The sequence below is a fragment of the Streptomyces sp. NPDC043952 genome (assembly GCF_056435325.1).
Genome location: NZ_JBWKES010000001.1, coordinates 224437 through 249934 on the forward strand (window position 1 = coordinate 224437; position 25498 = coordinate 249934).

The following is a 25498-nucleotide window of genomic DNA, read 5'->3' on the forward strand; positions in this document are numbered from 1 at the left end:
GCGGGGGGTTCCGCCGTCTCAGGGGATCACGATCACCGGCCGCCGCGCCCGCCGCGCCAGCCGCCCCGCGACCGAGCCGAAGATCCGGCCCACGATCCCGTGCGTGGAGCCGACGACGATCGCGTCCGCCTCGTACTCCCGCCCCACCTCCTCGAGTTCGTGGCAGATGTCACCGCCGCGCTCGACGAGGATCCAGGGCACCTCGGAGAGGTAGTCCGCACAGGCGAGTTCGAGGCCGAGCACCTCCGTACGGTGATCCGGCACGTCCACGAAGACCGGTGGCTCGCAGCCCGCCCACACCGTGGTGGGCAGCCGGTTGGCCACATGCACGATGATCAGACCGGAGTGGGAGCGGTGCGCCATGCCGATCGCGTACGCGAGGGCGCGCTCGCTGGAGGTGGAGCCGTCGAAGCCGACGACGACACCGTGCCGGAAGGCGGGGTCGCAGGAAGGGCGTGACTCTTCGGCCGCCTGGGGATCGGCCGCCGTAGGATCGGCGACCGGTCGCTTGCGGTCCGCGGGTTCGAAGAATTCGTGACCGGCCATGGCTGTCTCGGCGTTGTGATCCTTTATGGGACGGGACGACAGTGTGCGGCGGACCTGTGTCCGGGATTCATCTTCCCCACCCCATACCCCCAAGGGTACGGCGGCACGCGTCCCGAGGACAGATCCCTTGCACGCTCCGTAAGCGGCCCCCCGACATCCGTAGGGGTTCACCGGAGCATGCACGAGCCGCGCCCGTTACGCAATGCTTGCTGCCCCGTACAGGCGCTTTGCACAGGGTTCGCGGACGCACGGCCGGTGACCGACCGCTCCGCCGGGCGTTGAAGGGGGTGAGCCACCACCACGGGGAGCCACGGGGAGCCACCGGGCGCCACCATGCGCCGGCGGCCGGCCCAGCTCGCCACAGGGAGTACGAGATGTCCGGACACCGGTCCCGCCCCGAGGAACCCGGCCCGCAGGACAGCACCGGCGAGCTGATCCGCTGGGCCGCCTTCACCTGCGTCCTCGTCCCGGTGGTCCTGCTCTGGTACGGCGCCTCGCTCGCCGGCGCCACGGGCACCGCCCTGGGGCTGGCCGCCGTCACGGCCGCGTGCCGGCTGCTGCTCCGGCGTTCGGAGCACACGGCACGGCACGGCGCACGCCGGGGTGCGGGGCGGGGCCGGGGGCGCGGATCACGGCGCGGCGGGGCGCGGGGGGTCGGGCGGGACGCCGGCCGGGGCGGGAGCCGGAACGGCGGGCGGCACGGCGGGCGTTGCGAGATGCAAAGAGGCGGACGTCACACCCGGCAGCGGACACCGGTCGACTGACCGGTTTCCATGCTTCCAAGCGCTTCTTTTCAGCCAACTTCTTGATATCGCCCAAGTGGGGTCCCCACCACCCCTCAACCCCCGTTCCACCTGCACGGAAAGGGTCCAGGGGGCGCTGCGCACCCTACGCGGTTTGGCCACTGCCCGGAGGTGCACTTCCCTGCACGGCCCACGAGTGCAACGCTTCGTGATCGAATGCTTCACGCCAAGTTGTCATGTCGACAATGTGCCGCATTTGGAACGGGTCACCGTGCGTTCGCGGGACCCAGTAGATTCGATCTTGACTGTCTTTACGGCGGGGGACTCGTGCAGGACCGAGGGGAAACGTGCAGGAGCGACACAACCGAGGAGCCGCGACCACCGAGGGGGGCTTAGCAGTATGAGCCACGACTCCACTGCCGCGCCGGAAGCCGCTGTCCGGAAACTGTCCGGGCGTCGCCGCAAGGAGATCGTCGCGGTGCTGCTGTTCAGCGGCGGCCCCATCTTCGAGAGTTCCATACCGCTGTCGGTGTTCGGCATCGACCGCCAGGACGCCGGGGTGCCGCGCTACCGACTGCTGGTGTGCGGCGGCGAGGAGGGTCCGCTGCGGACCACCGGCGGTCTCGAACTCACCGCCCCGCATGGGCTGGAGGCGATCGCCCGCGCCGGTACGGTCGTCGTACCGGCCTGGCGCTCGATCACCGCGCCGCCGCCCGAGGAGGCGCTCGACGCGCTGCGCCGGGCGCACGAAGAGGGCGCCCGCATCGTAGGGCTGTGCACCGGCGCGTTCGTGCTCGCGGCCGCCGGGCTGCTCGACGGCCGCCCGGCGACCACCCACTGGATGTACGCGCCGACGCTGGCCAAGCGCTATCCGTCGGTGCACGTCGATCCGCGGGAGCTGTTCGTCGACGACGGCGACGTGCTGACCTCCGCGGGGACGGCGGCCGGAATCGATCTCTGTCTGCACATCGTGCGGACGGACCACGGCAACGAGGCGGCCGGTGCGCTGGCCCGCCGGCTGGTGGTCCCGCCGCGCCGCTCGGGCGGTCAGGAGCGCTACCTCGACCGGTCTTTACCCGAGGAGATCGGCGCCGACCCGCTCGCCGAGGTCGTCGCCTGGGCGCTGGAGCACCTCCACGAGCAGTTCGACGTGGAGACGCTGGCGGCACGCGCGTACATGAGCCGTCGTACGTTCGACCGCCGGTTCCGTTCGCTCACCGGGAGCGCGCCGCTGCAGTGGCTGATCACCCAGCGGGTGCTCCAGGCGCAGCGGCTGCTGGAGACATCGGACTACTCGGTGGACGAGGTGGCGGGCCGGTGCGGGTTCCGCTCGCCGGTCGCGCTGCGCGGGCACTTCCGCCGCCAGCTCGGCTCCTCGCCCGCCGCGTACCGGGCCGCGTACCGGGCCCGGCGGCCCGGCGGCGACAAGCCGGGTGAGGCGGAGGCGGCGCTCCAGCAGGGCGCCGGGCAGCCGTTGCCGCCCGCGGGACCGGCGGGTCCGGGGCCGCTGAGCGGCATGCCCGTGCTGCACAGCGAGCGGGACAGCGGGGTGCCGATGCAGAGCAGGCGCACCGCGGCGGCCGGGGCGGTGAGCCTGCTTCCGGGGCCGCGTTCCGGGAGCTGACCGGAAGTCCGGGAAGGGGGTGCGGGGCACGGGCTCCGCACCCCTCTCTTCGTCCGCGGGGCATCCAAAAGGCGAGGTCCGTCTTAGGGTGGTCGCATGAACGATCGCATGGTGTGGATCGACTGCGAGATGACCGGCCTCTCGCTGTCCGACGACGCTCTCATCGAGGTGGCCGCCCTCGTCACCGACTCCGAGCTGAACGTACTCGGCGAGGGGGTGGACATCGTCATCCGCCCGCCGGAGCGGGCGCTGGAGACGATGCCGGAGGTGGTGCGTCAGATGCACACCGCGTCCGGGCTGCTCGCCGAGCTCCCGAACGGCACGACGCTCCAGGACGCCGAGGAGCAGGTCCTCGCCTACATCAAGGAGCACGTGAAGGAGCCGGGCAAGGCTCCGCTGTGCGGCAACTCGGTCGGCACCGACCGCGGCTTCCTGCTGCGCGACATGCCGACGCTGGAGGACTGGCTGCACTACCGGATCGTGGACGTCTCCTCGGTCAAGGAGCTGGCCCGCCGCTGGTACCCGAGGGCGTACTTCAACAGCCCGGAGAAGAACGGCAACCACCGGGCGCTCGCCGACATCCGCGAGTCCATCGCCGAGCTGCGCTACTACCGCGAGGCCATCTTCGTGCCGCAGCCCGGACCGGACTCGGAGACGGCGCGGACGATCGCGGCGAAGCACGTGCTGCCCGCGGCACAGTAGCCGGCGAAGCGGGCCGCCCCGGACCCCGTCTGGGGGCCCGCGGGGGGCCGTCGGGGAGCCGCGCGAAAACCTGTGCGCGAGCACCCCCTCGGACCCTGTAGACTTCTTCTCGGCCGGTCGGGGAAACGACAAGTTTCCAAGCACCGGTCATGGTGGGTGTAGCTCAGCTGGTAGAGCACCTGGTTGTGGTCCAGGATGCCGCGGGTTCGAGTCCCGTCACTCACCCTGTGTGAACAGCCGGTGACTCCGTCGCAAGACGGGTCACCGGCTGTTTCGCGTTTCCTGGAGACGGCGCCCGCCGCCCGCGCCGCCTACGAGGACGCCCGCACCACCAGCTCCGTCGGCAGGACCGCGTGCCGCCGCTCGCCCCGCCGGGGGCCCGAGGGGCGTCTGTCGGATATCTCCGTCAGCAGGAGGTCGATCATGGCGCGGCCCATGTGGTCGATGGGCTGGCGGACGCTGGTCAGGGGCGGGTCCATGTGGCGGGCGATGGCGGAGTCGTCGTAGCCGACGAGGGCGACGTCGTCCGGTATGCGCAGCCCGGACTCGCGCAGGACCTGGCGGGCGCCGGCCGCGGTGACGTCGGAGCCGGCGAAGACGGCGTCCAGGCCGGGGCGGCGGGCCAGCAGGGCGGACATGGCCTTGCGGCCGCCCTCCTCGGTGAAGTCGCCGGGCTCGATCAGGAGTTCGTCCACCTCGTGGCCCGCGGCGCGCAGGGCGTCGCGGTAGCCGTCGACACGGCGGCGGGCGCCGTAGACGTCCAGGCGGCCGGTGATGTGGGCGATGCGGGTGCGGCCGCGGGCCAGCAGGTGCTCCACGGCCGCGCGGGCGCCGCCGTAGTTGTCCGAGTCCACCGAGGTGAGTGTCTCCGCGGCCGAGCGCGGGCCGCTGACCACGGCCGGGATCTCCAGCTGGGACAGCAGGTCGGGCAGCGGGTCGTCGGCGTGCACCGAGACCAGCAGGACGCCGTCGACCCGGTGCGCCGCCAGGTACTCGGCGAGGCGCCGCCGCTCCCGGTCGTTGCCCGCGAAGATCAGCAGCAACTGCATCTCGGTGTCGGCCAGTTCGGCGCCGACCCCGCGCAGCATGTCGGAGAAGTACGGCTCCGCGAAGAACCGGGTCTCCGGCTCGGGGACGACCAGCGCGATGGCGTCGGTGCGGTTGGCGGCCAGCGCGCGGGCCGCCGTATTGGGGACGTAGCCCAGCTCGGCGACGGCCGCCTCCACCGCGGCGCGGGTCGCGTCGCTCACTCGGGGCGAGCCGTTGATCACGCGCGAGGCCGTGCCCCGGCCGACCCCCGCCCGCGCGGCGACCTGCTCCAGCGTGGGCCGGCCCCCGCTCCGGCCCCGCACTCCCTGGCCCGCCATGCGCTCCGCCTCCCTCGCGTCCTCCGGTTGGCTGGAATCTAACAGTCCCGCCCGGCCCCCGGCGGCTCCGTATGCCCCAGGAGGCCCGAACGCCCCGTCCGCGCGGGCCAGTTAACGCTCCGATAACTGAACTCGGCCCCCCGCGTCCGGTCCCTTGACACCCCGCTCGGAACCGACGACCCTTCAAGCCATCACTTGTGGGAGCGCTCCCACAGTACCTGACACCTACACAACCCGCACGTTCCCCGCCCGAGCCGCAGCGCGTGACGAACGGGCCCGATTCCATGCAGTCGGCCGGGGGGTCGGCACGTCAGGCAACAGGAGGACGCAATGCGCACGAACTTCCGCCGGTCCAGGCGGATGATGGCCCTGGCGGCCGTCGCCGCGCTGACCACGGGTTTGCTGGCCGGCTGCGCCAAGGACGCCAAGGACGGCTCCTCGGACGACGCGGACGGCGGCAACGGCAAGGGGAAGATCACGCTGACCGTCGGGACGTACGGCGTCTTCGGCTACAAGCAGGCCGGCCTCTACGACGAGTACATGAAGCTCCACCCGGACATCAACATCAAGGAGAACGTCACCACCCGCACCGACGTCTACTGGCCGAAGGTGCTCACCCGCCTCCAGGCCGGCTCCGGCACCGACGACATTCAGGCCATCGAGATCGGCAACATCACCGAGGCCGTGCAGACCCAGGCGGACAAGTTCGTCGACATGGGCAAGTACGTCGACAAGTCCCAGTGGCTGGACTGGAAGAACGCCCAGGCGACGACCAAGGACGGCAAGCTGATCGGGCTCGGCACCGACATCGGCCCGATGGCGATCTGCTACCGCAAGGACCTGTTCCAGAAGGCGGGCCTGCCCACCGACCGGGACAAGCTCGCCCAGATGTGGAAGGGCGACTGGGCCAAGTACGTCGACGTCGGCAAGGAGTACATGAAGAAGGCGCCCAAGGGCACCAAGTTCGTGGACTCGGCGGCCTCCGTCTACAACGCGGCCCTCGGCGGCGCCGCGGACCGCTACTACGACAAGGACGGCAATGTCATCTGGGACAAGTCGGAAGGGGTGAAGAAGGCCTGGGACGTGGCGATGACCGTCGCCACCAGCGACATGTCGGCGAAGCTCAAGCAGTTCGACCCGACCTGGGACCAGGGCTACGCCAACGCCTCCTTCGCCACCGTGGCCTGCCCGGCCTGGATGATGGGTTACATCGAGCAGAAGTCCGGTGACTCCGGCAAGGGCAACTGGGATGTGGCGGCGGCGCCCACCGCGTCCAACTGGGGCGGCTCCTGGCTCGGTGTGCCGACCGCGGGCAAGCACCAGAAGGAGGCCATCGCACTGGCCAAGTGGCTGACCGCGCCCGCCCAGCAGGAGAAGGTCTTCGCCAAGCAGGCGAGCTTCCCCTCGACCCCGGCCGCCTACCCGGACCTGAAGCCGGCCGCGGACACCACCGCGTACTTCTCGAACGCGCCGATCACCCAGATCTTCTCCGACTCGGCGAAGACCATCCCGACGCAGATCTTCGGCGCCAAGGACCAGCCGATGACCACCGCCATCACGGACGTCGGCATCCTCCAGGTCGAGCAGAAGGGCAAGACGCCGGCCCAGGGCTGGGACGCGGCATCCAAGGAGATCAAGGACGTGCTCGGCCAGTGACCAGCTCCGACGAGGCTCTCGCGCACTCCGCGTCGAGCGCCGAGGCCGCGCCCGGCACCCCGCCGGGCGCGGCCCGGAGCGCTCGCGGCCCGGCCGGGCCCGCGGCCGCCGGCTCCTGGCGCAGCCGGCTGTACCGCTGGGACATGAAGGGGTCGCCATACGCGTTCGTCGCCCCCTTCTTCATCCTCTTCGGGGCCTTTACCCTGGTGCCGCTGCTCTACACGGCCTGGTACTCACTGCACAATGTGCAGCTGTCCTCGCTGGACCACCAGACCTGGACGGGCCTGGCCAACTACCGGAACCTGCTGTCCTCGGACTTCTTCTGGAACGCCCTGAAGAACACCTTCACCATCGGTGTGATCTCGACGGTGCCGCAGCTGCTGGCCGCGCTCGGGCTGGCCCATCTGCTCAACTACCGGCTGCGCGGCTCCACCGTGTGGCGGGTGGTGATGCTGACCCCGTACGCCACCTCGGTGGCCGCGGCGACCCTGGTGTTCACGCTGCTGTACTCGTGGGACGGCGGCATGGTCAACTGGCTGCTGCACTTCGCCGGGGTCGGTCCGGTCAACTGGCGTGAGTCCGACTGGGGTTCGCAGTTCGCGGTGTCGTCCATCGTGATCTGGCGGTGGACCGGCTACAACGCGCTGATCTACCTCGCCGCCATGCAGGCGATCCCGGCCGACCTGTACGAGTCGGCGGCGATCGACGGTGCCAACCGCTGGCAGCAGTTCCGGCATGTGACCGTCCCGCAGCTGCGGCCGACGATCCTGTTCACGGTCGTGGTCTCCACCATCGGCGCGACCCAACTCTTCGGCGAGCCCTTGCTGTTCGGCGGGGTCAGCGGGTCCAAGGGCGGCTCCGAGCACCAGTACCAGACGCTCGGTCTGTACATGTACGACCAGGGCTGGATCGTCGGCAACCTCGGCAAGGCGTCCGCGATCGCCTGGTCGATGTTCCTGATCCTGCTGATCATCGCCGCGGTCAATCTGCTGCTCACCCGACGGCTGAGGAAGTCCCAATGACCACCAGTGAACTGACGCTGCCGCCGAAGGCGCACACCCCGCGCACCCGGCGCCGGGTGCTGGGCGCCGGCAAGCAACTGCACGCGGGACCGGTGACGTACGTCGTCCTGACCGTCTTCGCGCTGGTCTCGCTCGCCCCGCTGGTGTGGACGGCGGTCGCGGCCTCCCGCACCGACCGGCGGCTGGCGCAGACCCCGCCGCCGCTGTGGTTCGGCGGCAATCTGTTCAGCAACCTCCAGGCGGCCTGGGACCAGGCCGGGCTCGGCACCGCGATGGTCAACTCGGTGTTCGTGGCGGGCACCATCACGGTCAGCACGGTGCTGTTCGCGACGCTGGCCGGGTTCGCCTTCGCCAAGCTCCGGTTCCGCTTCTCCGGGCTGCTGTTGCTGCTGACCATCGGCACCATGATGATCCCGCCGCAGCTGGCCGTCGTACCGCTGTATCTGTGGATGGCGGACCTCGGCTGGTCCAACCAGCTCCAGACGGTGATCCTGCCGAGCCTGGTGACCGCCTTCGGCACCTTCTTCATGCGGCAGTACCTGGTGCAGGCGCTGCCCTCGGAGCTGGTGGAGGCGGCGCGGGTGGACGGGGCGAGCAGTCTGCGGATCGTCTGGCACGTGGTCTTCCCGGCCGCGCGGCCCGCGATGGCGGTGCTCGGCCTGCTGACCTTCGTGTTCGCCTGGAACGACTTCCTGTGGCCGATCATCGCCCTGAACCAGCAGAACCCGACCGTGCAGGTGGCCCTGAACGCGCTCGGCACCGGCTACGTCCCGGACCAGTCGGTGATCATGGCGGGCGCGCTGCTGGGCACCCTGCCGCTGCTGATCGCCTTCCTGCTGTTCGGCAAGCAGATCGTGGGCGGGATCATGCAGGGCGCGATCAAGGGTTGAGCCCGGCGAACCGATCACCCCGCGCGGGGCCGGGCCCGCACCGCCCGGCCTCCTCGCCCGCCCGCTCCGCCCGGCCCCACGGCCCGCGCCCGTCTCTTCCCCGCGGGCCGCCCGCCCGGTGCGCCCACCACCTCCGGTCCCTCCAACTCTCATGGGAGCGCTTCCATGTCCGAACCCCTCACCCCCGTCACCTTCCCGACCGACTTCCTCTGGGGCTGTGCGACCTCGGCGTACCAGATCGAGGGAGCGGTGCGGGAGGGCGGCCGTACCCCCTCGATCTGGGACACGTTCAGCCATACGCCGGGCAGAACGGCGGGCGGTGACCACGGTGACATCGCCGTCGACCACTACCACCGCTACCGCGAGGACGTCGCGCTCATGGCCGGCCTCGGCCTGAACGCCTACCGGTTCTCCGTCTCCTGGTCGCGGGTGCAGCCGACCGGCCGGGGCCCCGCGGTCCAGGTGGGCCTGGACTTCTACCGCCGGCTCGTGGACGACCTGCTGGAGCACGGCATCCGGCCCGCCATCACCCTCTACCACTGGGACCTGCCGCAGGAGCTGGAGGACGCGGGCGGCTGGCCGGAGCGGGAGACCGCGCTGCGGTTCGCGGAGTACGCCCAGCTCGTCGGGGAGGCGCTGGGCGACCGGGTGGAGCAGTGGATCACCCTCAACGAGCCCTGGTGCAGCGCCTTCCTGGGCTACGGCTCCGGGGTGCACGCCCCCGGCCGTACCGACCCGGTGGCCGCGCTGCGCGCCGCGCACCACCTCAACCTGGGCCATGGGCTCGCCGCGTCGGCGCTGCGCTCGGTGATGCCGGCCCGCAACCAGATCGCGGTCAGCCTCAACTCCTCGGTGGTACGGCCGCTCACGCCGGACCCGGCCGACCTGGCGGCGGTGCGGCGCATCGACGACCTGGCCAACGGCGTCTTCCACGGACCGATGCTGCACGGGGCGTACCCCGCCACGCTGCTGGAGGCGACCGCCCGGATCACCGACTGGTCGTTCGTGCGGGACGGCGATCTGGCCGCGGCCAGGGCACCGCTGGACGCGCTGGGCCTGAACTACTACACCCCCGCGCTGGTCTCGGCCGCCCCCGGCGAGGTCGCGGGCCCGCGCGCGGACGGCCACGGCGCCAGCGAGCACTCCCCCTGGCCGGGCGCCGACGACGTGCTGTTCCACCAGACGCCGGGCGAGCGCACCGAGATGGGCTGGACCATCGACCCGAGCGGCCTGTACGAGCTGGTCATGCGCTATTCGCGGGAGGCTCCGGGGCTGCGGCTGTACATCACGGAGAACGGCGCGGCCTACGACGACAAGCCGGACGCCGAGGGCCGGGTGCACGACCCCGAGCGCATCGCGTATCTGCGCGCCCACCTCGCCGAGGTGGAGCGCGCCATCGCGGACGGGGCCGATGTGCGCGGCTACTACCTGTGGTCCCTGATGGACAACTTCGAGTGGGCGTACGGCTACGGCAAGCGGTTCGGCGCGGTGTACGTCGACTACACGACCCTGGAGCGCATCCCGAAGTCGAGCGCCCACTGGTACAGCCGGGCGGCACGGACGGGCCAACTGCCGCCGGTGGACGCGGCGTGAGCTGACCGGGGGGGCCGACCACGGGGGCGGGGGCGCGTGCGGGCGTCCGCGCGGGGGCACGTGCGCGAGGGCGCCTGGGTGGGGGCGTGCGCGAGGGGCGCGGCGGAGTGGCGCCGCGCCCCTGGCTCGGGTCCGTGCCCGTGCTCGTGCTCGTGCCCGTGTCTTACTTGAAGGCGGCGAACGCCTTCGAGAACGCCCACTTGTCCTGGGCGACGGAGCTGCACGTGGGGTCGGCGGAGGGCTTGGGGCCGCCGGGGCACTGCTGGTCGCGGGCGCCGGACCACATGGACAGTCCGCCGAGGCCCTTGGCGGTGGCGAAGCCCGCGAGTTGGGTGGCGTCGGCGACCGTGAAGGTCTCGGTGGAGACATCGTTGACCCCGATCATCGGGGTGACGGCGACGGTCTTCCAGGCGGCCGCGTCGGAGAGCCCGAGCACGCTCTTGACCTGGGCCTGGGTGGCGGTCGCGGCCTGCTCGGCGTAGCCGCCCATGTCGCCGCTGTACGAGGAGCCGTAGTCCATCGCCATGATGTTGACGGTGCCGGTCCGCACGCCGTTCGCCTTGGCGTTGGACAGCAGGTTGACGCCGTCCTGGGTGAGGCCCTCGGGCATCACCGGGAGGGTGAAGGAGACGTCCAGGCCGGGGTGCTGGGCCTGGAGCTTGGCGATGGCCTGGGCGCGGCGGGTGTTGGCGGCCGTGTTCGGCAGCGCGCCGCCCTCCACGTCGAAGTCGACCTTGGTCAGCTTGAACGCGTCGATCACCTTGCCGTACGCCGCCGCGAGCGCGTCCGCGGAGGAGCAGGTGGTGGCCAGCTCGGAGCCGCTGGCGCCGCCGAAGGAGACCCGGACATCGCCGCCCTTGGCGCGCAGGGCGCCGATCTGCGCGGCCACGGCGTCGCTGGTGACATCGGTGACGCCGCCCCACTTGGGGGTGCAGCCGCCGCCGTCGGTGATGAAGGCCAGGTTGTAGTTCTTCACCCCGGTGGCGTCGGCGGCGCCGAGGAGGTCGAAGGCCGGGTAGAGCGAGGTGTCCACGTAGGGGGCGAACCCGGCGGACGCTGTGGTGCCGGAACCGGTGCTCGTGGTGGGCGTGGGGGCGGGGCTGGTGGTCTTGGTGGGCGTGGGGGCCGGGGTGGGGGTCCCGGTCTCGGTGGGGCGGCCGCTCGGCTCGGGGGCCGGGCCGTCGTCGGTGGAGCAGGAGCTGTCGTCGATACGACAGCCCGTCGGGGCGCCGCTGCCCTCGACCACGAAGCCGACGGTCACCGACTTGCCGGGGGCGAGACCGGTGGTGTCCCAGCTCGCGGGGCGGACCGTGACATGGCTCCCGCTGACGCTGGAGGTGCCGTTCCACAGCGAGGACAGCTTCGCCCCGGCCGGCAGGTCGAACTCCAGGGTCCAGGTCTTCTCCTGCTGGGTGCTGGTGTTGGTGACGACGTACTGGCCGGTGTAGCCGGTGGACCAGTCGCTGGTCCGGGTGTAGGCGGCGTTCACCCCCGCCGCGTTCGCCGTGCCCGTGAACAGGAGCGCGGCGCCGCCGACCACGGCCGCGGCGATGAGGCCGCCTATCGCCTTGTTCCTGCCACTGATGCTGCGCCGGTGCGTGCTCATGCGCGTGCCTGCCTTCGTTCGTCACGGGGTGTGGGGGTGTGGTGCGGCAGCACGCTAGCGAGCCGGAATCGGGCAAACCGCTTGATGCGGGCGGCCGCCCCGGTCCTTAGGCTTCGCTTAAGGAAGGGATCGGGGCCGGTTAAAGGTCGAGACCAGCCGGCGTGCCCCGCGCCGTCGCACGGCACCCCGGTGTCCCCGGCGCCGGGGCCCGCGCGGGTCCCGCTGGAAGCGGATGCGTATCTCGCTGCCGCCGAGCACCGAGGCGCCGATGCGGACGTCGCCGCCGGTGGACTCGGCGAGCCGGCGCACGATGTCGAGGCCGAGCCCGGTCGAGCCCGTGGTCCCGGAGCCCCGGCCGCGGGCCAGCGCCGCCTCGGGGTCGGGTATGCCGGGGCCCGCGTCGGAGACCAGCACGATCACCGCGTCCTCGCCCTGGTGCACGTCCACCGCGAAGGCGGTGCCCTCCGGGGTGTGCCGGAAGACATTGCCGAGCAGGGCGTCGAGCGCGGCGGCCAGGTCGGCGCGGGCCACGGGTATCCGCACCGGGCGGTCCACCCCGGCCACCCGCCAGGCGCGGCCCTCGTCCTCGGCGAGCGCGGACCAGAACTCCATCCGCTCGCCCACCACTTCGGCCGCGTCGCACCCGGCGCCGGGACCGGGCGCGGCCGTCTGGGGCTTGGCCTCCCGTGCCGTGCGGATGATGGTGTCCACCTCCCGCTCCAGCTGGGTGACGGCCGCGCGGGTCTGCTCGGCGGCCGGTCCGGCGCCCAGTGAGGCGGCGTTCAGCCGCAGGACGGTGAGCGGGGTGCGCAGCCGGTGGGAGAGGTCGGCGGCCAGCTCCCGCTCGCTCGCGAGGAGCCGGACGACCTGGTCGGCCATGGAGTTGAACGCGACGGCCGCGAGCCGCAGTTCGGTCGGGCCCTCCTCCGGCACGCGTGCGCCCAGCTCGCCCTCGCCCAGTTCCCGCGCGCCCTCGACCAGCCGGCGCGCGGGCCGCACCATGCGCACCCCGAGCCGGTCGGCGACGGCGACCGAGCCGACGATCAGCGCGAGGCCGACCCCGGCCAGCACGGCCCAGGCGGTGCCGACGCCGTGGGTCACCTCGGACTCCGGGACGTACACCTCGACGACGGCGATCGCGCCGGAGCCGAGCGCCACCGGCTGGAGCAGGGCGAAACCGCCGGTGACGGTGGTGGTGGAGGCCCGGCCGAGGTGTCGTACCGCCCGGATGTCGTGGCCGGTGGCGTGGGCGGCGCCTATGTCGAGGGCGGCGCGGGTGCCCTCGGCGGGCAGGTGGACGGCCAGGTGGGAGTCGGCGCCGGCGGCGGCCACCACGCGCTCCAGTTCGTCCCGGTCGGTGGTGATGGACAGCGCGGGCGCCACGGCGGCGGCCTCCCGCTCGGCGCCCGCGAAGGCACGGTCGCGGGCCATCTCCCGGACTACCAGGCCGAGCGGCACGGCGAAGGCGACGACGACCATGGTGGTGACCGCCAGGCAGACCTTGACCAGGGCCCACCTCATCGCGGCGGCTCCACGTCCGCCGGGGGTTCCAGCTTCACGCCGACGCCGCGGAGCGTGTGCAGATAGCGCGGCCGGGCCGCCGTCTCCCCCAGTTTCCGGCGCAGCCAGGACAGATGGACGTCGATGGTCTGGTCGTCGCCGTACGACTGCTGCCAGACCTCGGCGAGCAGTTCTCTGCGCGGGACGACGACGCCGGGGCGTCCGGCGAGGAAGGCGAGCAGGTCGAACTCGCGGCGGGTGAGGTCGAGCCGGGTGCCGTCCAGCTCGGCCTGGCGGCGCAGCGGGTCCACGGTCAGCCCGCCGACCCGCAGCACGCTGGAGGGCGGGTCCTCGCCGCCGGTGGCGCGGGCGCGGCGCAGCACCGCCGAGATCCGGGCGCACAGGTGGCCGACGGAGAACGGCTTGGTCAGGTAGTCGTCCGCGCCCGCGTTCAACAGCCGGACTATCTCCGCCTCGTCGTCGCGCGCGGTGGCGATGATGACCGGCACGTCGGTGATGCCGCGCAGCATCTTCAGGGCCTCGGAGCCGTCCAGGTCGGGCAGTCCGAGGTCCAGGACGACCACGTCGAAACGGTGGTGGGCGACCTCGCGCAGCGCCTCCAGCGCGGTGCCGACGGAGCGCACGGTGTGCGAGGCGTCGGTCAACTGCCGGATGAGCGCGGAGCGTACGAACTGGTCGTCCTCGACCACGAGCAGACTTGCCATGCGCCGCACCGTACGCCATGCGCGGGAACCCGGTGCGGGCCTGTGGACAACTCCCCGGCTGTGGACAACCGGCGCCGGCCGGTGGGTCCCGCGGGACCGGTGGGGCAGGATGGACCGCGATGCGCAGAGGACTCGTTCACGCACTGGCCTGGCTGCTCGCGACGGGCGCGGCGGTCACGCTGTCGTGGTGGGGCGTGCACACGGTGATGGCCGGGACGGCGCCCGCCCCGCCGCGCGCGCTGCCGGTCGGGCCGGCGCCCGCCCCGACGACGATGGCGACGTCGGCCACGGCTCCGGGCCCGCGGCCGTCCCCGTCGCCCTCCGCGCCCCCGCCGCCGTCCCGCTCCGCCGAGGCGACCGTCCACCGCTCGCCGGGCCCCCGCTCCCGCCCCGCCCCCTCCGCCACCGCCTCCGGCAAAGTCAGGGCGTACGACACCGACGGCGGCCGTGCGGTGTTCGAGCTGGGCGCGGCCGATGCCACGCTCGTCTCGGCGACGCCGGGGGCCGGCTGGTCGATGCAGGTGTGGAAGACGCAGACGTGGATCCGGGTGGAGTTCAGCCGGGGCACGGACCGGGTGTCGGTGTTCTGCGCCTGGCACGACGGTCCGCCGCACGTGGACATCGGCACCTACTGAGGCGGCCGGCCGGGCTCAGCGGAACACGGAGGGCGGCGGCGCCGGGGAGTCCACGGCCGCCGCGTCCGTGACCGGCGGCGCGCCGCCGGTGAAGTCGGTGAGCGGGCGGCCGTGTTCGACGCGTGCGGTGTGCGGGTCGGAGGCGGCGCGCCGGGTGAGTTCGGCGAGCGGCAGCGGCAGGTCGGCGGCGACCAGGACCGCGTTGCCGAAGCGCTTGCCGCGCAGCACGGCCGGGTCGGCGATCAGCGCGAGTTCGCCGAACCGGGCGGCGGCGGTGGCGATCTGGCCGCGCAGATGGGCGAGCGGCGGGCCGTCGGCGAGGTTGGCGGCGTAGATCCCGGAGGGTTTCAGGGCGCGGCGGACCTCGTCCAGGAACTCGGTGGAGGTGAGGTGGGCGGGGGTGCGGGCGCCGCTGAAGACGTCGGCGATGATCAGATCGGCCCAGCCGTCGGGCACCTTGGCGAGACCCGCACGGGCGTCCGCCGAGCGCACCCGGATCCGGGCGCCGGGGTCCAGCGGCAGCTCCCGGCGGACCAGTTGCACCAGACGCGCGTCGCGCTCCACGACCTGCTGGGTGGAGCGGGGCCGGGTGGCGGCGACGTAGCGGGCGAGGGTGAACGCGCCGCCGCCCAGGTGGACGGCGTGCACCGGCTTGCCGGGCGGGGCGGCGAGGTCGATGACATGGCCGAGGCGGCGCTGGTACTCGAAGGAGAGGTACGCCGGGTCGTCCAGGTCGACGTGCGACTGGGGTGCCCCGTCGATCAGCAGCGTCCAGGCCCGGCTCCGGTCCGGGTCGGGGACGAGCCGCGCGAGACCGCCGTCGACGGTTTCCTCGACGGCGGTGGCGGCGGCCGCTGCGCGCCGCGGGTTCCCGGACCTGCCCATCCGGCCATTTTCGCAGGTCCCCGCGGGGGATTCGCAGCTCCCCGCGGTAGACGTGTCAGCGGCAGTTGTCGGCGGCCTCGATCAGGCGCGCCGCCTCCCCGAGGGCCTTGCGCAGCACGACCGGGTCGGTGGCGAGGTCGGCGTCGTCGCCGGGGGGCAGGAGCCAGTCGGCGCCCGCGACCGGGGGCTCCGGGGCGAGCCGCAGCCCGCGCCCGTTGGTCTGGGTGCAGGTGCTGCCCGGCACGTCCCAGCCGGCCGCGGTGCCGGCGGGCACCAGGAAGCCGAGGGTGTCGCGGTCGTCGTCGTGCAGCACCGGTCCGACCGCGTCCGCGGCACCGCGCCGCAGGATGTCGACCGCTTCGAGGCCCTGCCGGGCCGGTACGGTCACCAGGTCGCACACCGTGTCGCCCGAGCCGGGCGACAGCGGCGGGGTACACGGTTTCTTGCTCTGGCTGGTCTGCATGCCCGCCTCCACCACACAGCACTGTCGCGGTCAACATGTTCAACGCGCCAACCTGTCAACGGCTACGGCACAAGTGCGCCGCAAAGGATGGCACTTCATGGCAGTTCGCGGATGAGATATCCGCTTTTGTGGCCAAACCCAGCGTGGCGGGACCCTCACAGCCGGTACGTTCTTGCTCGCCGGAACCAGGGCACCACTCGGGCGCCATGTCCCGAACCCGCCCCGGCACCGGCATGGTTCGACGGTTCGCACGAGAGGACCCGGCCATGGCGTCGTCTACCGTGACCTCGTCACAGCCCGAACGGCCACCCCGGCCGAACCTCGCCTTCCGGCGGCTGCGCGGCCGGCGCTCACCGGCCGAGTTCGCGGCGCTGGTGCGGCGGGCCGCGCGGGAGATCGGTGAGCGGGTGAGCTGTGACGCGCGCTATGTCGGGCGGGTCGAGGCGGGTGAGATCCGCTGCCCGAACTACGCCTACGAGCGGGTGTTCCTGCACATGTTCCCCGGTCGTACGCTCGCCGACCTCGGCTTCGCGCCCCGCGCGTCCGTCCGCGGCCGCGCGGCGCGTACGGCCACGCCGTCTCCCGCCGTGCGGGAGGCCGCCGCCGTGGCGGGCGGCGACGCGATCGAGCCGCCGGACCAGCACGACCCGTATGACCCGCACGAGGCGTACGGCCCCCAGGGACCGTACCCGTACGACCATCCGAACCACGAGGAGAGCGACGTGCTGCGTCGCGCATTCATGACCGGCGGGGGCGCCACCGTGGCCGCCGCCCTGGGCCCCCTGCGGCTCACCCCGGACGCCGTGCCCGCGCCCCGCCGCTCGCGCCGGCCCGGCAGCACCGAGGCAACGGCCCTGGAGGAGGCGGTCCGCCGGATCCGGCTGCTGGACGACCGGCACGGCGCGGACGGCCTCTACCGGCGCGCGGCGGCTCCCCTGCGCGCGGCGTACGCGCTGCTGGACGCCGGTGCGACCCGGCAGGCCACCGTCGAGCGGCTGCACACGGGCGCGGGTGAACTCGCCATCTCCGTGGGCTGGCTGGCGCACGACTCCGGCCGTTTCGACGACGCGCGCTCGCACTACGCGGAGGCGCTGGCCACGGCCCGGATGACCGGGGACGAGGGGCTGGAGGCGCATGCCTTCTGCAACACCGCGTTCCTCGCGCGGGACGCGGGCCGGCCGCGGGAGGCGGTGCGCGCCGCGCAGGCCGCGCAGCGGGCGGCCCGGTCGCTCGGTTCCGACCGGCTGAACTCGCTGCTGGCGCTGCGGGAGGCGGGCGGCTGGGCGGGGCTGGCCGACCGCACCGGCTGCGCGCGGGCGCTCGCGCGGGCGCAGGCGCTGTTCGCGCGGGGGCGCTCCGAGGCGGACCCCGAGTGGATGAGCTTCTACGGCGAGGCCGAGCTGGAGGGGCTGGAGGCGCAGTGCTGGTCCATGCTGGGCGACTGGCCGCGCGCGTCCCGGCACGCCCGGCGGGCGGCGGACCTCCAGGACCCCCATTTCACCCGGAACATCGCCCTGTATACGGCGGAACTCGCGGACGACCTCGCGCGCGAGGGCCGGCCGGACGAGGCGGCGGAGGCGGGGATGCGGGTGCTGTCGCTCCTGGACCAGGTGCAGTCGTCGCGCATCCAGACGATGCTGGCGGGCACCGCGCGGGTGCTGCTGCCGCACCGGCGGGCGGCGGGGGTCTCGGACTTCCTCGACCGGCACAAGGCGTATCCGAGGGTGGCGGGAGCGTGACGGAGGGGCCGGGGGCCGACGAAAGCGGCAGGGGGCTGACGGAAACGGCCGGGGGGCTGATGGAAGCCGCGGGGCTGATGGAAGCGGCCGGGGCTGGTGGACGAGGCCGGGGCTGGTGGACGAGGCGGGAGGCTGCCGTCGTCGGCCCGCGGGCTGTAAGCGGCCTGTCGCGCCCACGCGCCGGAACCGTGGGTCGGACCCTGCCCGCGGCGGAGCCATGGCTCGCCCCGGCCCGCAGCGAGCCGTAGATCGGACCCCGGCCCGGAGCGAGCCATAGATCGGCCCCGGCTCGCAGCGCAGCCGTGGATCGGGCCCGGCCCCGCGCCCCCGGAGGGGTGTTGGCTCCTAGCCCGCCAAGTGACCCACGTCGTTCCAGCTCTCCAGTGCCGGTTCGCCGTACGCCCAGCCCAGGATCGACAGGGACGTCGGGTTGAGGCGGATACGGGCGCCGAAGTCCAGCGGGAAGCCGAGCCAGCGCGCGGCCAGGGAGCGCAGGATGTGGCCGTGGGCGAAGAGGAGGACGTCCCGGTCGGCGGAGCGGGCCCAGGTGACGACCTCGTCCGCGCGGGCGGTGACCTCCGCGACGCTCTCCCCTTCGGGGACGCCGTCGCGCCAGATCAGCCAGCCGGGGCGGACGGCCCGGATCTCCGCCGGGGTCAGGCCCTCGTACGCGCCGTAGTCCCACTCCATCAGCGCGTCCCAGGTCTCGGCCCGCTCCCCGAACCCGGCCAGCGCGCAGGTCTCCGCGGCGCGCACGAGCGGGCTGGTGCGCACCGCCACGCCGGGCAGCCCGTCCAGCGGCGCCCGGTGCAGGCGTTCGCCGAGCAGCTTCGCGCCGTGCCGGCCCTCCTCCAGGAGCGGCACATCGGTCCTGCCGGTGTGCTTGCCGGACAGCGACCATGCCGTCTGTCCGTGCCGGGCCAGCAGGATGCGCGGTGCCATGGGGGACCTTTCCGGGAGACGGACGCCCAGAAGACGCCACAGGAACAACAAGAGTCGGCCCCTCCATCATCGCTCACCCTTGCGGGGCAACCCCGCGCCCGGTCCCGGCGTCTTTCTGGGCCGGGGCCGCCCACCGCCGGGCGAGCTCCGGAGCACCCGCGTGGGCCGCGGAAGGACACCGTAAAGTGGCACGGTCGCCCGCCGGGTGGCCGTACCGCAGAAGGGGGAGGGCGATCGGATGCCGCAGACCGAGACACCGGGCACCGAGGTGGCGCCCCGCACCCGGTTGCGCTGGTGGACCGAGCTGCCGCTGCTCGTCCTGGTCTACGGCTGCTACTCGGCCGGCCGCCTCCTGGTGCGCGGCGACGTCGACGACGCCGTGGACCACGGCCTGGCCCTGCTGCGCGCCGAGAAGCTGCTCCACCTGAACGCCGAGCACCCCCTCAACCGCCTGTTCACCCGCGAGCCCTGGCTCGGAATACCCGCGGACTTCTGGTACGCCTCGCTGCACTACCTGGTCACGCCCGCGATCCTCGTCTGGCTGTTCCGCAACCGCGCCGAGCACTACCGGCGGGCCCGCGCCTGGCTGATGACGTCCACGTTCATCGGACTGATCGGCTTCACCCTGGTGCCGACCTGCCCGCCCCGGCTGCTCGCCGCCGACCAGGGCTTCGTGGACACCATGGCCCACTACAGCTCCTACGGCTGGTGGGGCGGCGACGCCAGCGCCCCGCGCGGCCTGGGCGGCATGACCAACCAGTACGCGGCGATGCCGAGCCTGCACGTCGGCTGGGCGCTGTGGTGCGGGCTGATGCTGTGGCGGCACGGCGGCAACCGGCTCACCAAGGTCCTGGGCGTGCTCTATCCGCTGGGCACCGCGCTGGTCGTCATGGGCACCGCCAACCACTACCTGCTGGACGCGCTCGCCGGCGTCGCCGTGATGGGCGTCGGCCACCTGCTCGCGCCGCGCGTGCTGCGGGCCGTCGACCTGGTCCGCGCCCGCCTGTTCAAGGGCTCCGCGGCCGGAAGTTCCCCGATTGTCAGTGGCGGATGCCAGACTTCCGCGGGTGAGCGAATTCCACGGCAGCGCGAGTCGCGGCCCGGCGCCGGAGCCGAGCCGGACCCCTCCCCCACGGACGCGGGCGACGGGGCTCCGGCACCGGCTCGCTGAGCTGCGCGGCCCCGGCGTACCGGCGAAGGCCCTGGACGCCCGCGCCCTCGCGGCGCTGGCCGCCAACCCCGGCTGCCGCAGACGGGCGATCCTGGACGGCGCCGGGGTGGACAAGGCCAGGCTGGCGAGCGCGCTCGGGGCGCCCTCCGGCTTCGGCCAGTCGCAGTTCGCGCTGACCCGCGGCAACGCGTTCGAGGCGAAGGTGAAGGCCGACGGCGGCGCCGAGCTGCTGCGCCTCGCGCACACCCGCCTCGACCCGGCCGCCGAGCCGCCCGTGTCCGCCGCGGTGCCCGACCTGACCGCCCAGGGCCCCGAGGGCCGTACGGCGCGTACGGCGCTCGCGCTGCGCGAGGCCACCCGCGCGGGCGGCTGGACGCTGCTGGACCACCCGATGCTCGCCCTGGAGGTGGCGGGCTCGCTCGCGTTCCTGGAGCCGGACGCGGTGGTGGTGCACCCGGACGGCAGCTGGTCCGTGGTGGAGATCAAGTCCTTCCCGATGCTGGACGGTTCCGCGGACCCGGCGAAGGTGGGCGCCGCCGCCCGGCAGGCCGCGGTGTACGTGCTCGCCCTGGAGGACGTGGCCGCCCGGCTCGACCCCGCCCCGCGGGTGCGCCACCAGGTGCTGCTGGTGTGCCCCAAGGACTTCTCGAACCTGCCGGCCGGCTCCGCCGTGGACGTGCGCAAGCAGCGGGCGGTCACCGCTCGGCAGCTCGCCCGGCTCACCCGGATCGAGGAGATCGCCGGCTCCCTGCCCGAGGGCACCTGCTTCGCGCCCGACCGGGACCCCGAGGAGCTGACGGCCGCGGTGGCGGCGGTCCCGGCGACGTACGCGCCCGAGTGCCTGTCCGCCTGCGAACTGGCCTTCCACTGCCGCGAGCGGGCCCGCGCGGCCGGCGCGGTCACCCCGCTCGGCCGGCCGCTGCGCGCCGAGCTGGGCGGCCTGACCACGGTCGGGGACGTCCTCGCGGCGGCCCACGGCGAGCTGGGCGACCCGGACGATCCGGCGGTCGCGGCCCTGCGCCGGGCGGCGGCCCTGCGCGCCGAGGCCCTCCAGGAGGCCCGTGACCGGGAGGTGGCCGCCGTATGTCGCTGATCGACACCCTCGCCCGCCTGGAGGCCGTCGGCAGCGGGCGGGCCCAGGCCGCCGCGACCGTGCGGCACCGGCATCTGTCCGGCCGTCCGCTGGTGTTCGTGCCGCTCACCACCGCGGGCGAGGCCGGCGCCCCGCTCGGCGCGCTGGTCGGCACCGACCGGGACGCGCCCCGGCTGCTGGTCGTACCGCAGCCCCGCGACCGCGAGCTGCGGTTCGCGTTCCTCGCCGAGCTGGCCGACGTGATCCTGCCGTACATCGACTCCTACGCCACCGAGGTGGAGGCCGCCGAGCGCACCGAGACCGACCCGGAGACCGGCAAGCGGGTCAAGGTGGCGACGGAGCTGTGCGCGGACGCGCCCCAGCTGATCGTGCCGAGCCGCGCCGGCCTGGAGTTCGTACGGCTGCTCGGCCGCTCCATGCGCTTTCGCCGCACCGCGGAACAGGACCCGGAGGCCCCCTATCCGGCGCCGCCGCGGGTGCCGCTGCTCGGGCGCTGGCTCACCCACTACGGGGAGCGGGCCCGCGTCCCCGGCTCCGCGCTGCTGCTCGCCCTCACCGATGTGCTCTCCCGGCACTGGGCGACCGGCCAGTCGGGCCTGGAGGACCAGCACCTGGGCGCGCTGCTGGCCTGGATCGACCCCCCGGAGGGGATGAGCGGCGCCGAGGCCGCGCGGGCGGCGGAGCTGGCGCGTGACGAGGCCGGGCAGCTGCGGTGCCCGCCGGCCGGTCCCGCCACCGACCCGGCGTTCGACAACAAGCGGCTGGCCCCGGCGATCGAGCGGTACGACCGGGCGCGTACCGCCCTCGCCGCCGCCGAGGACCCGCTGGAGGCCGACGACCGGCTGGCCGCGCTCACCCGCGCCGAGCGGGAGATCCGCGACCTGATCGAGGGCCAGACCCGGCCGACCTGGGACGCGGTGTGGCGGGGCCTCGACCTGCTGCGGGCGCTGCCGGAGGGCGGGCATGCCGGGGAGCGCTGGGTGCGGGACCGCTGGTCGTTCACCGGGCACCGGGACCGGGTGCTGGCCGGGGAGCCCCCGCAGCCGCGCCGGGACGACGCGGTGACGGCGGCGAGCAAACTGGCCGCCCGCGAGCGGGAGCAGGCCCGGCTGGAGGCGCAGGAGGCGCTGGACGATCCGCTGGTGATGGCGGGGCGGCGGCTGGCCGGGGAGGCGTTCGCGGGCGAGGTGATCGAGGTCGTCATGGCGTACAGCGAGGGCAAGCGGCCGAGCCCGCGCCCGCTGGTGACGGTCCGCACCGACGACCGGCCGCAGCTCGGTGAGCGCGTCAAGGTGTACCGCTCGCTGGCCGGCCGGCCGCAGTCGGCGGAGTTCGTGGAGCGGGCGGCCGAGGACGCGGTCGTGCTGCGCGTCCTCGACAAGATGGGCCGCGGCAAGGAGCCGGAGCCGGGCTCGGTGCCGGAGAAGGGCGAGCGGGTCTGTTTCACCCTCTTCGAGCACGAGCAGCGCGGCGGGGCGAAGCTGCCCGACCCGGAGCAGACCCCGTGGACGCACGGCGGGCCGCCCGGCGAGGCCGTGGCGGAGGCCGCCGATCCGATCACCGAGGAGGACGTGCTGTGACGACCGTCGAGGCGGACCCCGGAGCCGCCGCAGCGCGCGCCACGGACGCGATTCTCCACGACACGCTGCACGGCACCGAGCGGGGCGTGGTGGTCGACTCGCCGCCCGGCGCGGGCAAGTCCACGCTGGTGGTGCGGGCGGCACTCGAACTCGCGGACGCGGGGCGCCCGCTGATGGTGGTGGCGCAGACCAACGCGCAGGTGGACGACCTGGTGCTGCGCCTCGCCGGGAAGAACCCGGAGCTGCCGGTGGGGCGGCTGCACAGCAGCGACGCGGACGCGTACGACAAGGCGCTGGACGAGCTGCCCCAGGTGCGTACGTCGGCGAAGGCGGCCGATCTCGCGGGGCTGCCGGTGGTGCTGTCCACGGCCGCGAAGTGGGCGCATGTGACGGTGGACGAGCCCTGGCGGCACGCGATCGTGGACGAGGCGTACCAGATGCGCTCGGACTCCCTGCTCGCGGTCGCCGGCCTGTTCGAGCGGGCGCTGTTCGTGGGCGACCCCGGCCAGCTGGACCCGTTCGCGATCGTCGGCAGCGAGCAGTGGGCGGGGCTGTCGTACGACCCCTCGGCCTCCGCCGTCACCACGCTGCTGGCCCACAACCCCCGGCTGCCGCAGCACCGGCTGCCGGTCTCCTGGCGGCTGCCGGCCTCCGCGGCGCCGCTGGTCTCGGACGCGTTCTACCCGTACACCCCGTTCCGCAGCGGCACCGGGCCCGGTGACCGCCGGCTCGGCTTCGCGGTGCCCTCCGACGGCTCGGGCCCGGACCGGGTGATCGACGAGGCGGCCGCCTCCGGCTGGGGCCTGCTGGAGCTGCCCGCCCGGCACACCCCGCGCACCGACCCGGAGGCGGTGCGGGCGGTGGCGGCGGTGGTCCGGCGGCTGCTGGACCGGGGCGGCGCGGCGCTCTCCGAGGGCTCACCCGATCCGGCACCGCTGACCGCCGCCCGGATCGCCGTCGGCACCGCGCACCGCGACCAGGCGGCCGCGGTGCGCTCCGCGCTGGCGGACCTGGGCGTCCCCGACGTGACGGTCGACACGGCGAACCGGCTCCAGGGCCGCGAGTACGACGTCACGGTCGTCCTGCACCCGCTCTCCGGCCGCCCCGACGCCACCGCCTTCCACCTGGAGACCGGCCGCCTGTGCGTCCTCGCCTCCCGGCACCGCCACGCCTGCATCGTGGTCTGCCGCGAGGGCGTGACCGACCTCCTGGACGACTACCCCTCCACCGAACCGGTCCCCCTGGGCACCCTGGTCAAGTTCCCCGACGGCTGGGAGGCGAACCACGCGGTACTGGCGCATCTGGCGGAACACCGGGTGCGCTGGCGACCGTGAGCATCCCTCCGGGAGCCGTGACAGCCGACCGCACCGCAACCCCCCAGGAGCGCGGGGAAGCGTCAGCACCCTCCGGCCAGCGGCACCGCAACCCCCCAGGGGCGCGGGGAACTGCGCGACCAGCCACAACGGACCCACAGAAGCCCACGACACCACCCCCACCCACCACGCCAGCACCCCACAACCGACCGCACCGCAACCCCCCAGGAGCGCGGGGAAGCGTCAGCACCCTCCGGCCGGCGGCACCGCAAACCCCCCAGGGGGGCGGGGAACTGCGCGACCAGCCACAACGGACCCGCAGAAGGCCACGGCACCACCCCGCCCACCACGGCAGCACCCCACAGCCGGCGGCACCGCGGCAGCGCCCTTGTGCACGCGGGACAATGGACGGTGGCCCGGCAGACCCGCCGGGTCCGGCAGCAGAGCCGTACGAGGAGGAGATGAAGACATGGCGGAGCCCACGCCGCGTCGGAACGAACCGCGGCTACGCCCCGCGCCCCTGATCTTCGAGCCCGCGGAAGCGGCCGCCGATCCCGAGCACTTCTTCCAACTGGAGTCCATCGAGGACCCGCGGGCGCTGCTGTCCCGCGCGACGGAGCTGAGCCAGGCGTTCCGGGCGGCCGCCGACCGTGCCGTGGAGTTCCAGGCCATCGCCGCGGCCCAGCTCGCCGACCCGCGCCGGTTCGACCGGCTGACCACCGCCGACATCGCCGAGCGCGCGGAGTGGACCGAGGACTATGCCAAGCGCATGGTCGAGTTCGGCCGGGACCTGATGCGCGGTAACAGCGAGGGCCGGACCACCGCCGATCCCGTGTGACCCGCGCCCGATCCGTCGTGTGATAAGCCGACGTGATCCTCGCCTGGCATATGCCAGGCGGGCAAGATACTCCTCTCCCCCACCACCTGTCCCGGTTTTCCGCAACTCAGCAGAACCGGTTGCTCACCGCCGGTAGATCTGTACGGCATGAGCGGTACACCGAACGTCACCCGCGTCACCTCCGACGGCGCCGCCTGGCTCGCCTCGGCCGGGACCTACCCGCGGCGCGCGCCCGCCCCGGCCGTCCTGCCCTGCGGCACCGTCTTCGACGTGGTGAGCGCCCCGGCCGTCTTCGGCCGCCGGATGCTGGACCGGCTCTGGGACGACGGCCCCGGCTCGGGCCCGGTCGCGATGTCCCGTGGCCGGATGCTGCTGTTCTGCGCCCCCGGCACCGCCCACCGGCTGCCCTCGCTGCTGGCCTGGGAGGAGTGGGGCTCGCACCGGGCCGCCGCCGTACCGCCCCTGCTCTGCCACGGCACGGGCGACGCGGTGACCGTCCCGGCACCCGACGGCGACGCCTCGGCCGACCCCCGCTGGCTGGTCGCCCCGGACGCGCGTCACCCCTGGCTGCCGGGCCCGGAGGTGCTGCTGTGGGCGGCGGTGCGGGCGGCCCGCGCGGCGGTGCGGATATCGATTTTTCCTCCCGCCGACCAGGATGCTAAGGTCTACGACGTCAGCAGGCGCCGCTAGCTCAGTTGGTTAGAGCAGCTGACTCTTAATCAGCGGGTCCGGGGTTCGAGTCCCTGGCGGCGCACGCGATGGCGATGGCGAGTTCTGACCGTGAAAACACGGTCCGGACTCGCCATCGCTGTTTTCGCGCGGCTCCGCCGCGCGGTGCGGGGGCCCCGCCACCCACGCCCCCGCG

The 25498-nt window shown here is 73.7% G+C and carries 23 protein-coding genes and 2 tRNA genes; 17 read left to right on the top strand and 8 right to left on the bottom strand.

All coding sequences use genetic code 11. The features are described 5' to 3' along the window. Window positions 1-18: 18 nt before the first annotated feature. The gene (locus AC069R_RS01030) at window positions 19-546 is read right to left on the bottom strand and encodes a universal stress protein (protein ID WP_397985813.1); all 528 of its coding nucleotides are present in this window, start codon (window positions 544-546) and stop codon (window positions 19-21) included. Window positions 547-920: 374 nt separating this feature from the next. Between AC069R_RS01030 and AC069R_RS01035 the strand changes: the two genes are divergently transcribed. The 4 genes from AC069R_RS01035 to AC069R_RS01050 all read left to right on the top strand — a co-directional run bounded on the left by AC069R_RS01035 (window position 921) and on the right by AC069R_RS01050 (window position 3840). Then, window positions 921-1310 (top strand): hypothetical protein, encoded by a 390-nt coding sequence (locus AC069R_RS01035; RefSeq protein WP_478763412.1) that lies wholly within the window; start codon window positions 921-923, stop codon window positions 1308-1310. A gap of 379 nt (window positions 1311-1689) precedes the next feature. Continuing rightward, window positions 1690-2913 (top strand): helix-turn-helix domain-containing protein, encoded by a 1224-nt coding sequence (locus AC069R_RS01040; protein ID WP_478763413.1) that lies wholly within the window; start codon window positions 1690-1692, stop codon window positions 2911-2913. A 96-nt stretch (window positions 2914-3009) separates the two neighbouring features. Continuing rightward, window positions 3010-3615: an oligoribonuclease gene (orn, locus tag AC069R_RS01045; RefSeq protein WP_471058304.1), complete on the top strand. Its 606-nt coding sequence runs from the start codon at window positions 3010-3012 to the stop codon at window positions 3613-3615. A 152-nt stretch (window positions 3616-3767) separates the two neighbouring features. Beyond that, window positions 3768-3840: transfer RNA gene (locus AC069R_RS01050), tRNA-His, on the top strand. 86 nt (window positions 3841-3926) lie between these two features. Here AC069R_RS01050 and AC069R_RS01055 read toward each other — a convergent pair. Beyond that, window positions 3927-4982 carry a LacI family DNA-binding transcriptional regulator gene (locus tag AC069R_RS01055; protein ID WP_478763415.1) on the bottom strand — a complete coding sequence of 352 codons (1056 nt, stop codon included), beginning with the start codon at window positions 4980-4982 and terminating at the stop codon, window positions 3927-3929. Between the two features lie 330 nt (window positions 4983-5312). On the opposite strand from AC069R_RS01055, the gene AC069R_RS01060 reads away from it, so the two are divergent. From AC069R_RS01060 to AC069R_RS01075, 4 genes are all read left to right on the top strand, one after another. Beyond that, window positions 5313-6638, top strand: a complete 1326-nt coding sequence (locus tag AC069R_RS01060) for an ABC transporter substrate-binding protein (protein ID WP_478763416.1) — start codon at window positions 5313-5315, stop codon at window positions 6636-6638. After that, window positions 6635-7660, top strand: coding sequence for a carbohydrate ABC transporter permease (locus AC069R_RS01065; protein WP_478763418.1), 1026 nt, complete (start codon window positions 6635-6637; stop codon window positions 7658-7660). Before AC069R_RS01060 ends, AC069R_RS01065 begins: the two co-directional genes overlap by 4 nt. Next, window positions 7657-8550 carry a carbohydrate ABC transporter permease gene (locus AC069R_RS01070; protein ID WP_478763419.1) on the top strand — a complete coding sequence of 298 codons (894 nt, stop codon included), beginning with the start codon at window positions 7657-7659 and terminating at the stop codon, window positions 8548-8550. The genes AC069R_RS01065 and AC069R_RS01070 overlap by 4 nt, the downstream gene beginning before the upstream one ends. 165 nt (window positions 8551-8715) lie before the next feature. Then, window positions 8716-10143 carry a GH1 family beta-glucosidase gene (locus AC069R_RS01075; protein ID WP_478763421.1) on the top strand — a complete coding sequence of 476 codons (1428 nt, stop codon included), beginning with the start codon at window positions 8716-8718 and terminating at the stop codon, window positions 10141-10143. A 163-nt stretch (window positions 10144-10306) separates the two neighbouring features. Here the strand turns inward: AC069R_RS01075 and AC069R_RS01080 are convergent, their stop codons facing one another. From AC069R_RS01080 to AC069R_RS01090, 3 genes are all read right to left on the bottom strand, one after another. Continuing rightward, window positions 10307-11749, bottom strand: a complete 1443-nt coding sequence (locus tag AC069R_RS01080) for a glycoside hydrolase family 18 protein (RefSeq protein WP_478763423.1) — start codon at window positions 11747-11749, stop codon at window positions 10307-10309. A 117-nt stretch (window positions 11750-11866) separates the two neighbouring features. Further along, window positions 11867-13270 carry a HAMP domain-containing sensor histidine kinase gene (locus AC069R_RS01085; RefSeq protein ID WP_478763425.1) on the bottom strand — a complete coding sequence of 468 codons (1404 nt, stop codon included), beginning with the start codon at window positions 13268-13270 and terminating at the stop codon, window positions 11867-11869. Then, window positions 13267-13974: a response regulator transcription factor gene (locus tag AC069R_RS01090; protein WP_397985802.1), complete on the bottom strand. Its 708-nt coding sequence runs from the start codon at window positions 13972-13974 to the stop codon at window positions 13267-13269. Before AC069R_RS01090 ends, AC069R_RS01085 begins: the two co-directional genes overlap by 4 nt. A gap of 119 nt (window positions 13975-14093) precedes the next feature. Here AC069R_RS01090 and AC069R_RS01095 point away from each other — a divergent pair, with 119 nt between their 5' ends. Continuing rightward, window positions 14094-14609: a hypothetical protein gene (locus AC069R_RS01095; protein WP_478763427.1), complete on the top strand. Its 516-nt coding sequence runs from the start codon at window positions 14094-14096 to the stop codon at window positions 14607-14609. 15 nt (window positions 14610-14624) lie between these two features. Here AC069R_RS01095 and AC069R_RS01100 read toward each other — a convergent pair whose 3' ends face one another. Both AC069R_RS01100 and AC069R_RS01105 read right to left on the bottom strand, forming a co-directional pair. Then, complete coding sequence (locus AC069R_RS01100) at window positions 14625-15494, bottom strand: spermidine synthase (RefSeq protein ID WP_478763429.1); 870 nt, start codon at window positions 15492-15494, stop codon at window positions 14625-14627. Between the two features lie 55 nt (window positions 15495-15549). After that, window positions 15550-15957 carry a hypothetical protein gene (locus AC069R_RS01105; protein ID WP_478763430.1) on the bottom strand — a complete coding sequence of 136 codons (408 nt, stop codon included), beginning with the start codon at window positions 15955-15957 and terminating at the stop codon, window positions 15550-15552. Window positions 15958-16223: 266 nt separating this feature from the next. Between AC069R_RS01105 and AC069R_RS01110 the strand changes: the two genes are divergently transcribed. Then, the gene (locus tag AC069R_RS01110; protein ID WP_478763432.1) at window positions 16224-17696 is read left to right on the top strand and encodes a hypothetical protein; all 1473 of its coding nucleotides are present in this window, start codon (window positions 16224-16226) and stop codon (window positions 17694-17696) included. A gap of 345 nt (window positions 17697-18041) precedes the next feature. Here the strand turns inward: AC069R_RS01110 and AC069R_RS01115 are convergent, their stop codons facing one another. Further along, window positions 18042-18638, bottom strand: a complete 597-nt coding sequence (locus AC069R_RS01115; protein ID WP_478763434.1) for a histidine phosphatase family protein — start codon at window positions 18636-18638, stop codon at window positions 18042-18044. A gap of 238 nt (window positions 18639-18876) precedes the next feature. On the opposite strand from AC069R_RS01115, the gene AC069R_RS01120 reads away from it, so the two are divergent. The 7 genes from AC069R_RS01120 to AC069R_RS01150 all read left to right on the top strand — a co-directional run bounded on the left by AC069R_RS01120 (window position 18877) and on the right by AC069R_RS01150 (window position 25387). Beyond that, window positions 18877-19809, top strand: coding sequence for a phosphatase PAP2 family protein (locus tag AC069R_RS01120; RefSeq protein WP_478763435.1), 933 nt, complete (start codon window positions 18877-18879; stop codon window positions 19807-19809). Continuing rightward, a complete protein-coding gene (locus tag AC069R_RS01125) occupies window positions 19706-20902 on the top strand; it encodes a hypothetical protein (protein ID WP_478763437.1) in 1197 nt (398 codons plus the stop codon). Before AC069R_RS01120 ends, AC069R_RS01125 begins: the two co-directional genes overlap by 104 nt. Beyond that, a complete protein-coding gene (locus tag AC069R_RS01130) occupies window positions 20893-22482 on the top strand; it encodes a hypothetical protein (RefSeq protein WP_478763439.1) in 1590 nt (529 codons plus the stop codon). The genes AC069R_RS01125 and AC069R_RS01130 overlap by 10 nt, the downstream gene beginning before the upstream one ends. After that, window positions 22479-23816: an AAA domain-containing protein gene (locus AC069R_RS01135; protein WP_478763441.1), complete on the top strand. Its 1338-nt coding sequence runs from the start codon at window positions 22479-22481 to the stop codon at window positions 23814-23816. Before AC069R_RS01130 ends, AC069R_RS01135 begins: the two co-directional genes overlap by 4 nt. 448 nt (window positions 23817-24264) lie before the next feature. Next, window positions 24265-24633, top strand: coding sequence for a hypothetical protein (locus AC069R_RS01140; protein ID WP_478763443.1), 369 nt, complete (start codon window positions 24265-24267; stop codon window positions 24631-24633). A 147-nt stretch (window positions 24634-24780) separates the two neighbouring features. Then, a complete protein-coding gene (locus AC069R_RS01145) occupies window positions 24781-25323 on the top strand; it encodes a hypothetical protein (RefSeq protein WP_478763445.1) in 543 nt (180 codons plus the stop codon). Beyond that, window positions 25314-25387, top strand: a tRNA-Lys gene (locus tag AC069R_RS01150). The genes AC069R_RS01145 and AC069R_RS01150 overlap by 10 nt, the downstream gene beginning before the upstream one ends. The last annotated feature ends 111 nt before the right edge of the window (window positions 25388-25498 follow it).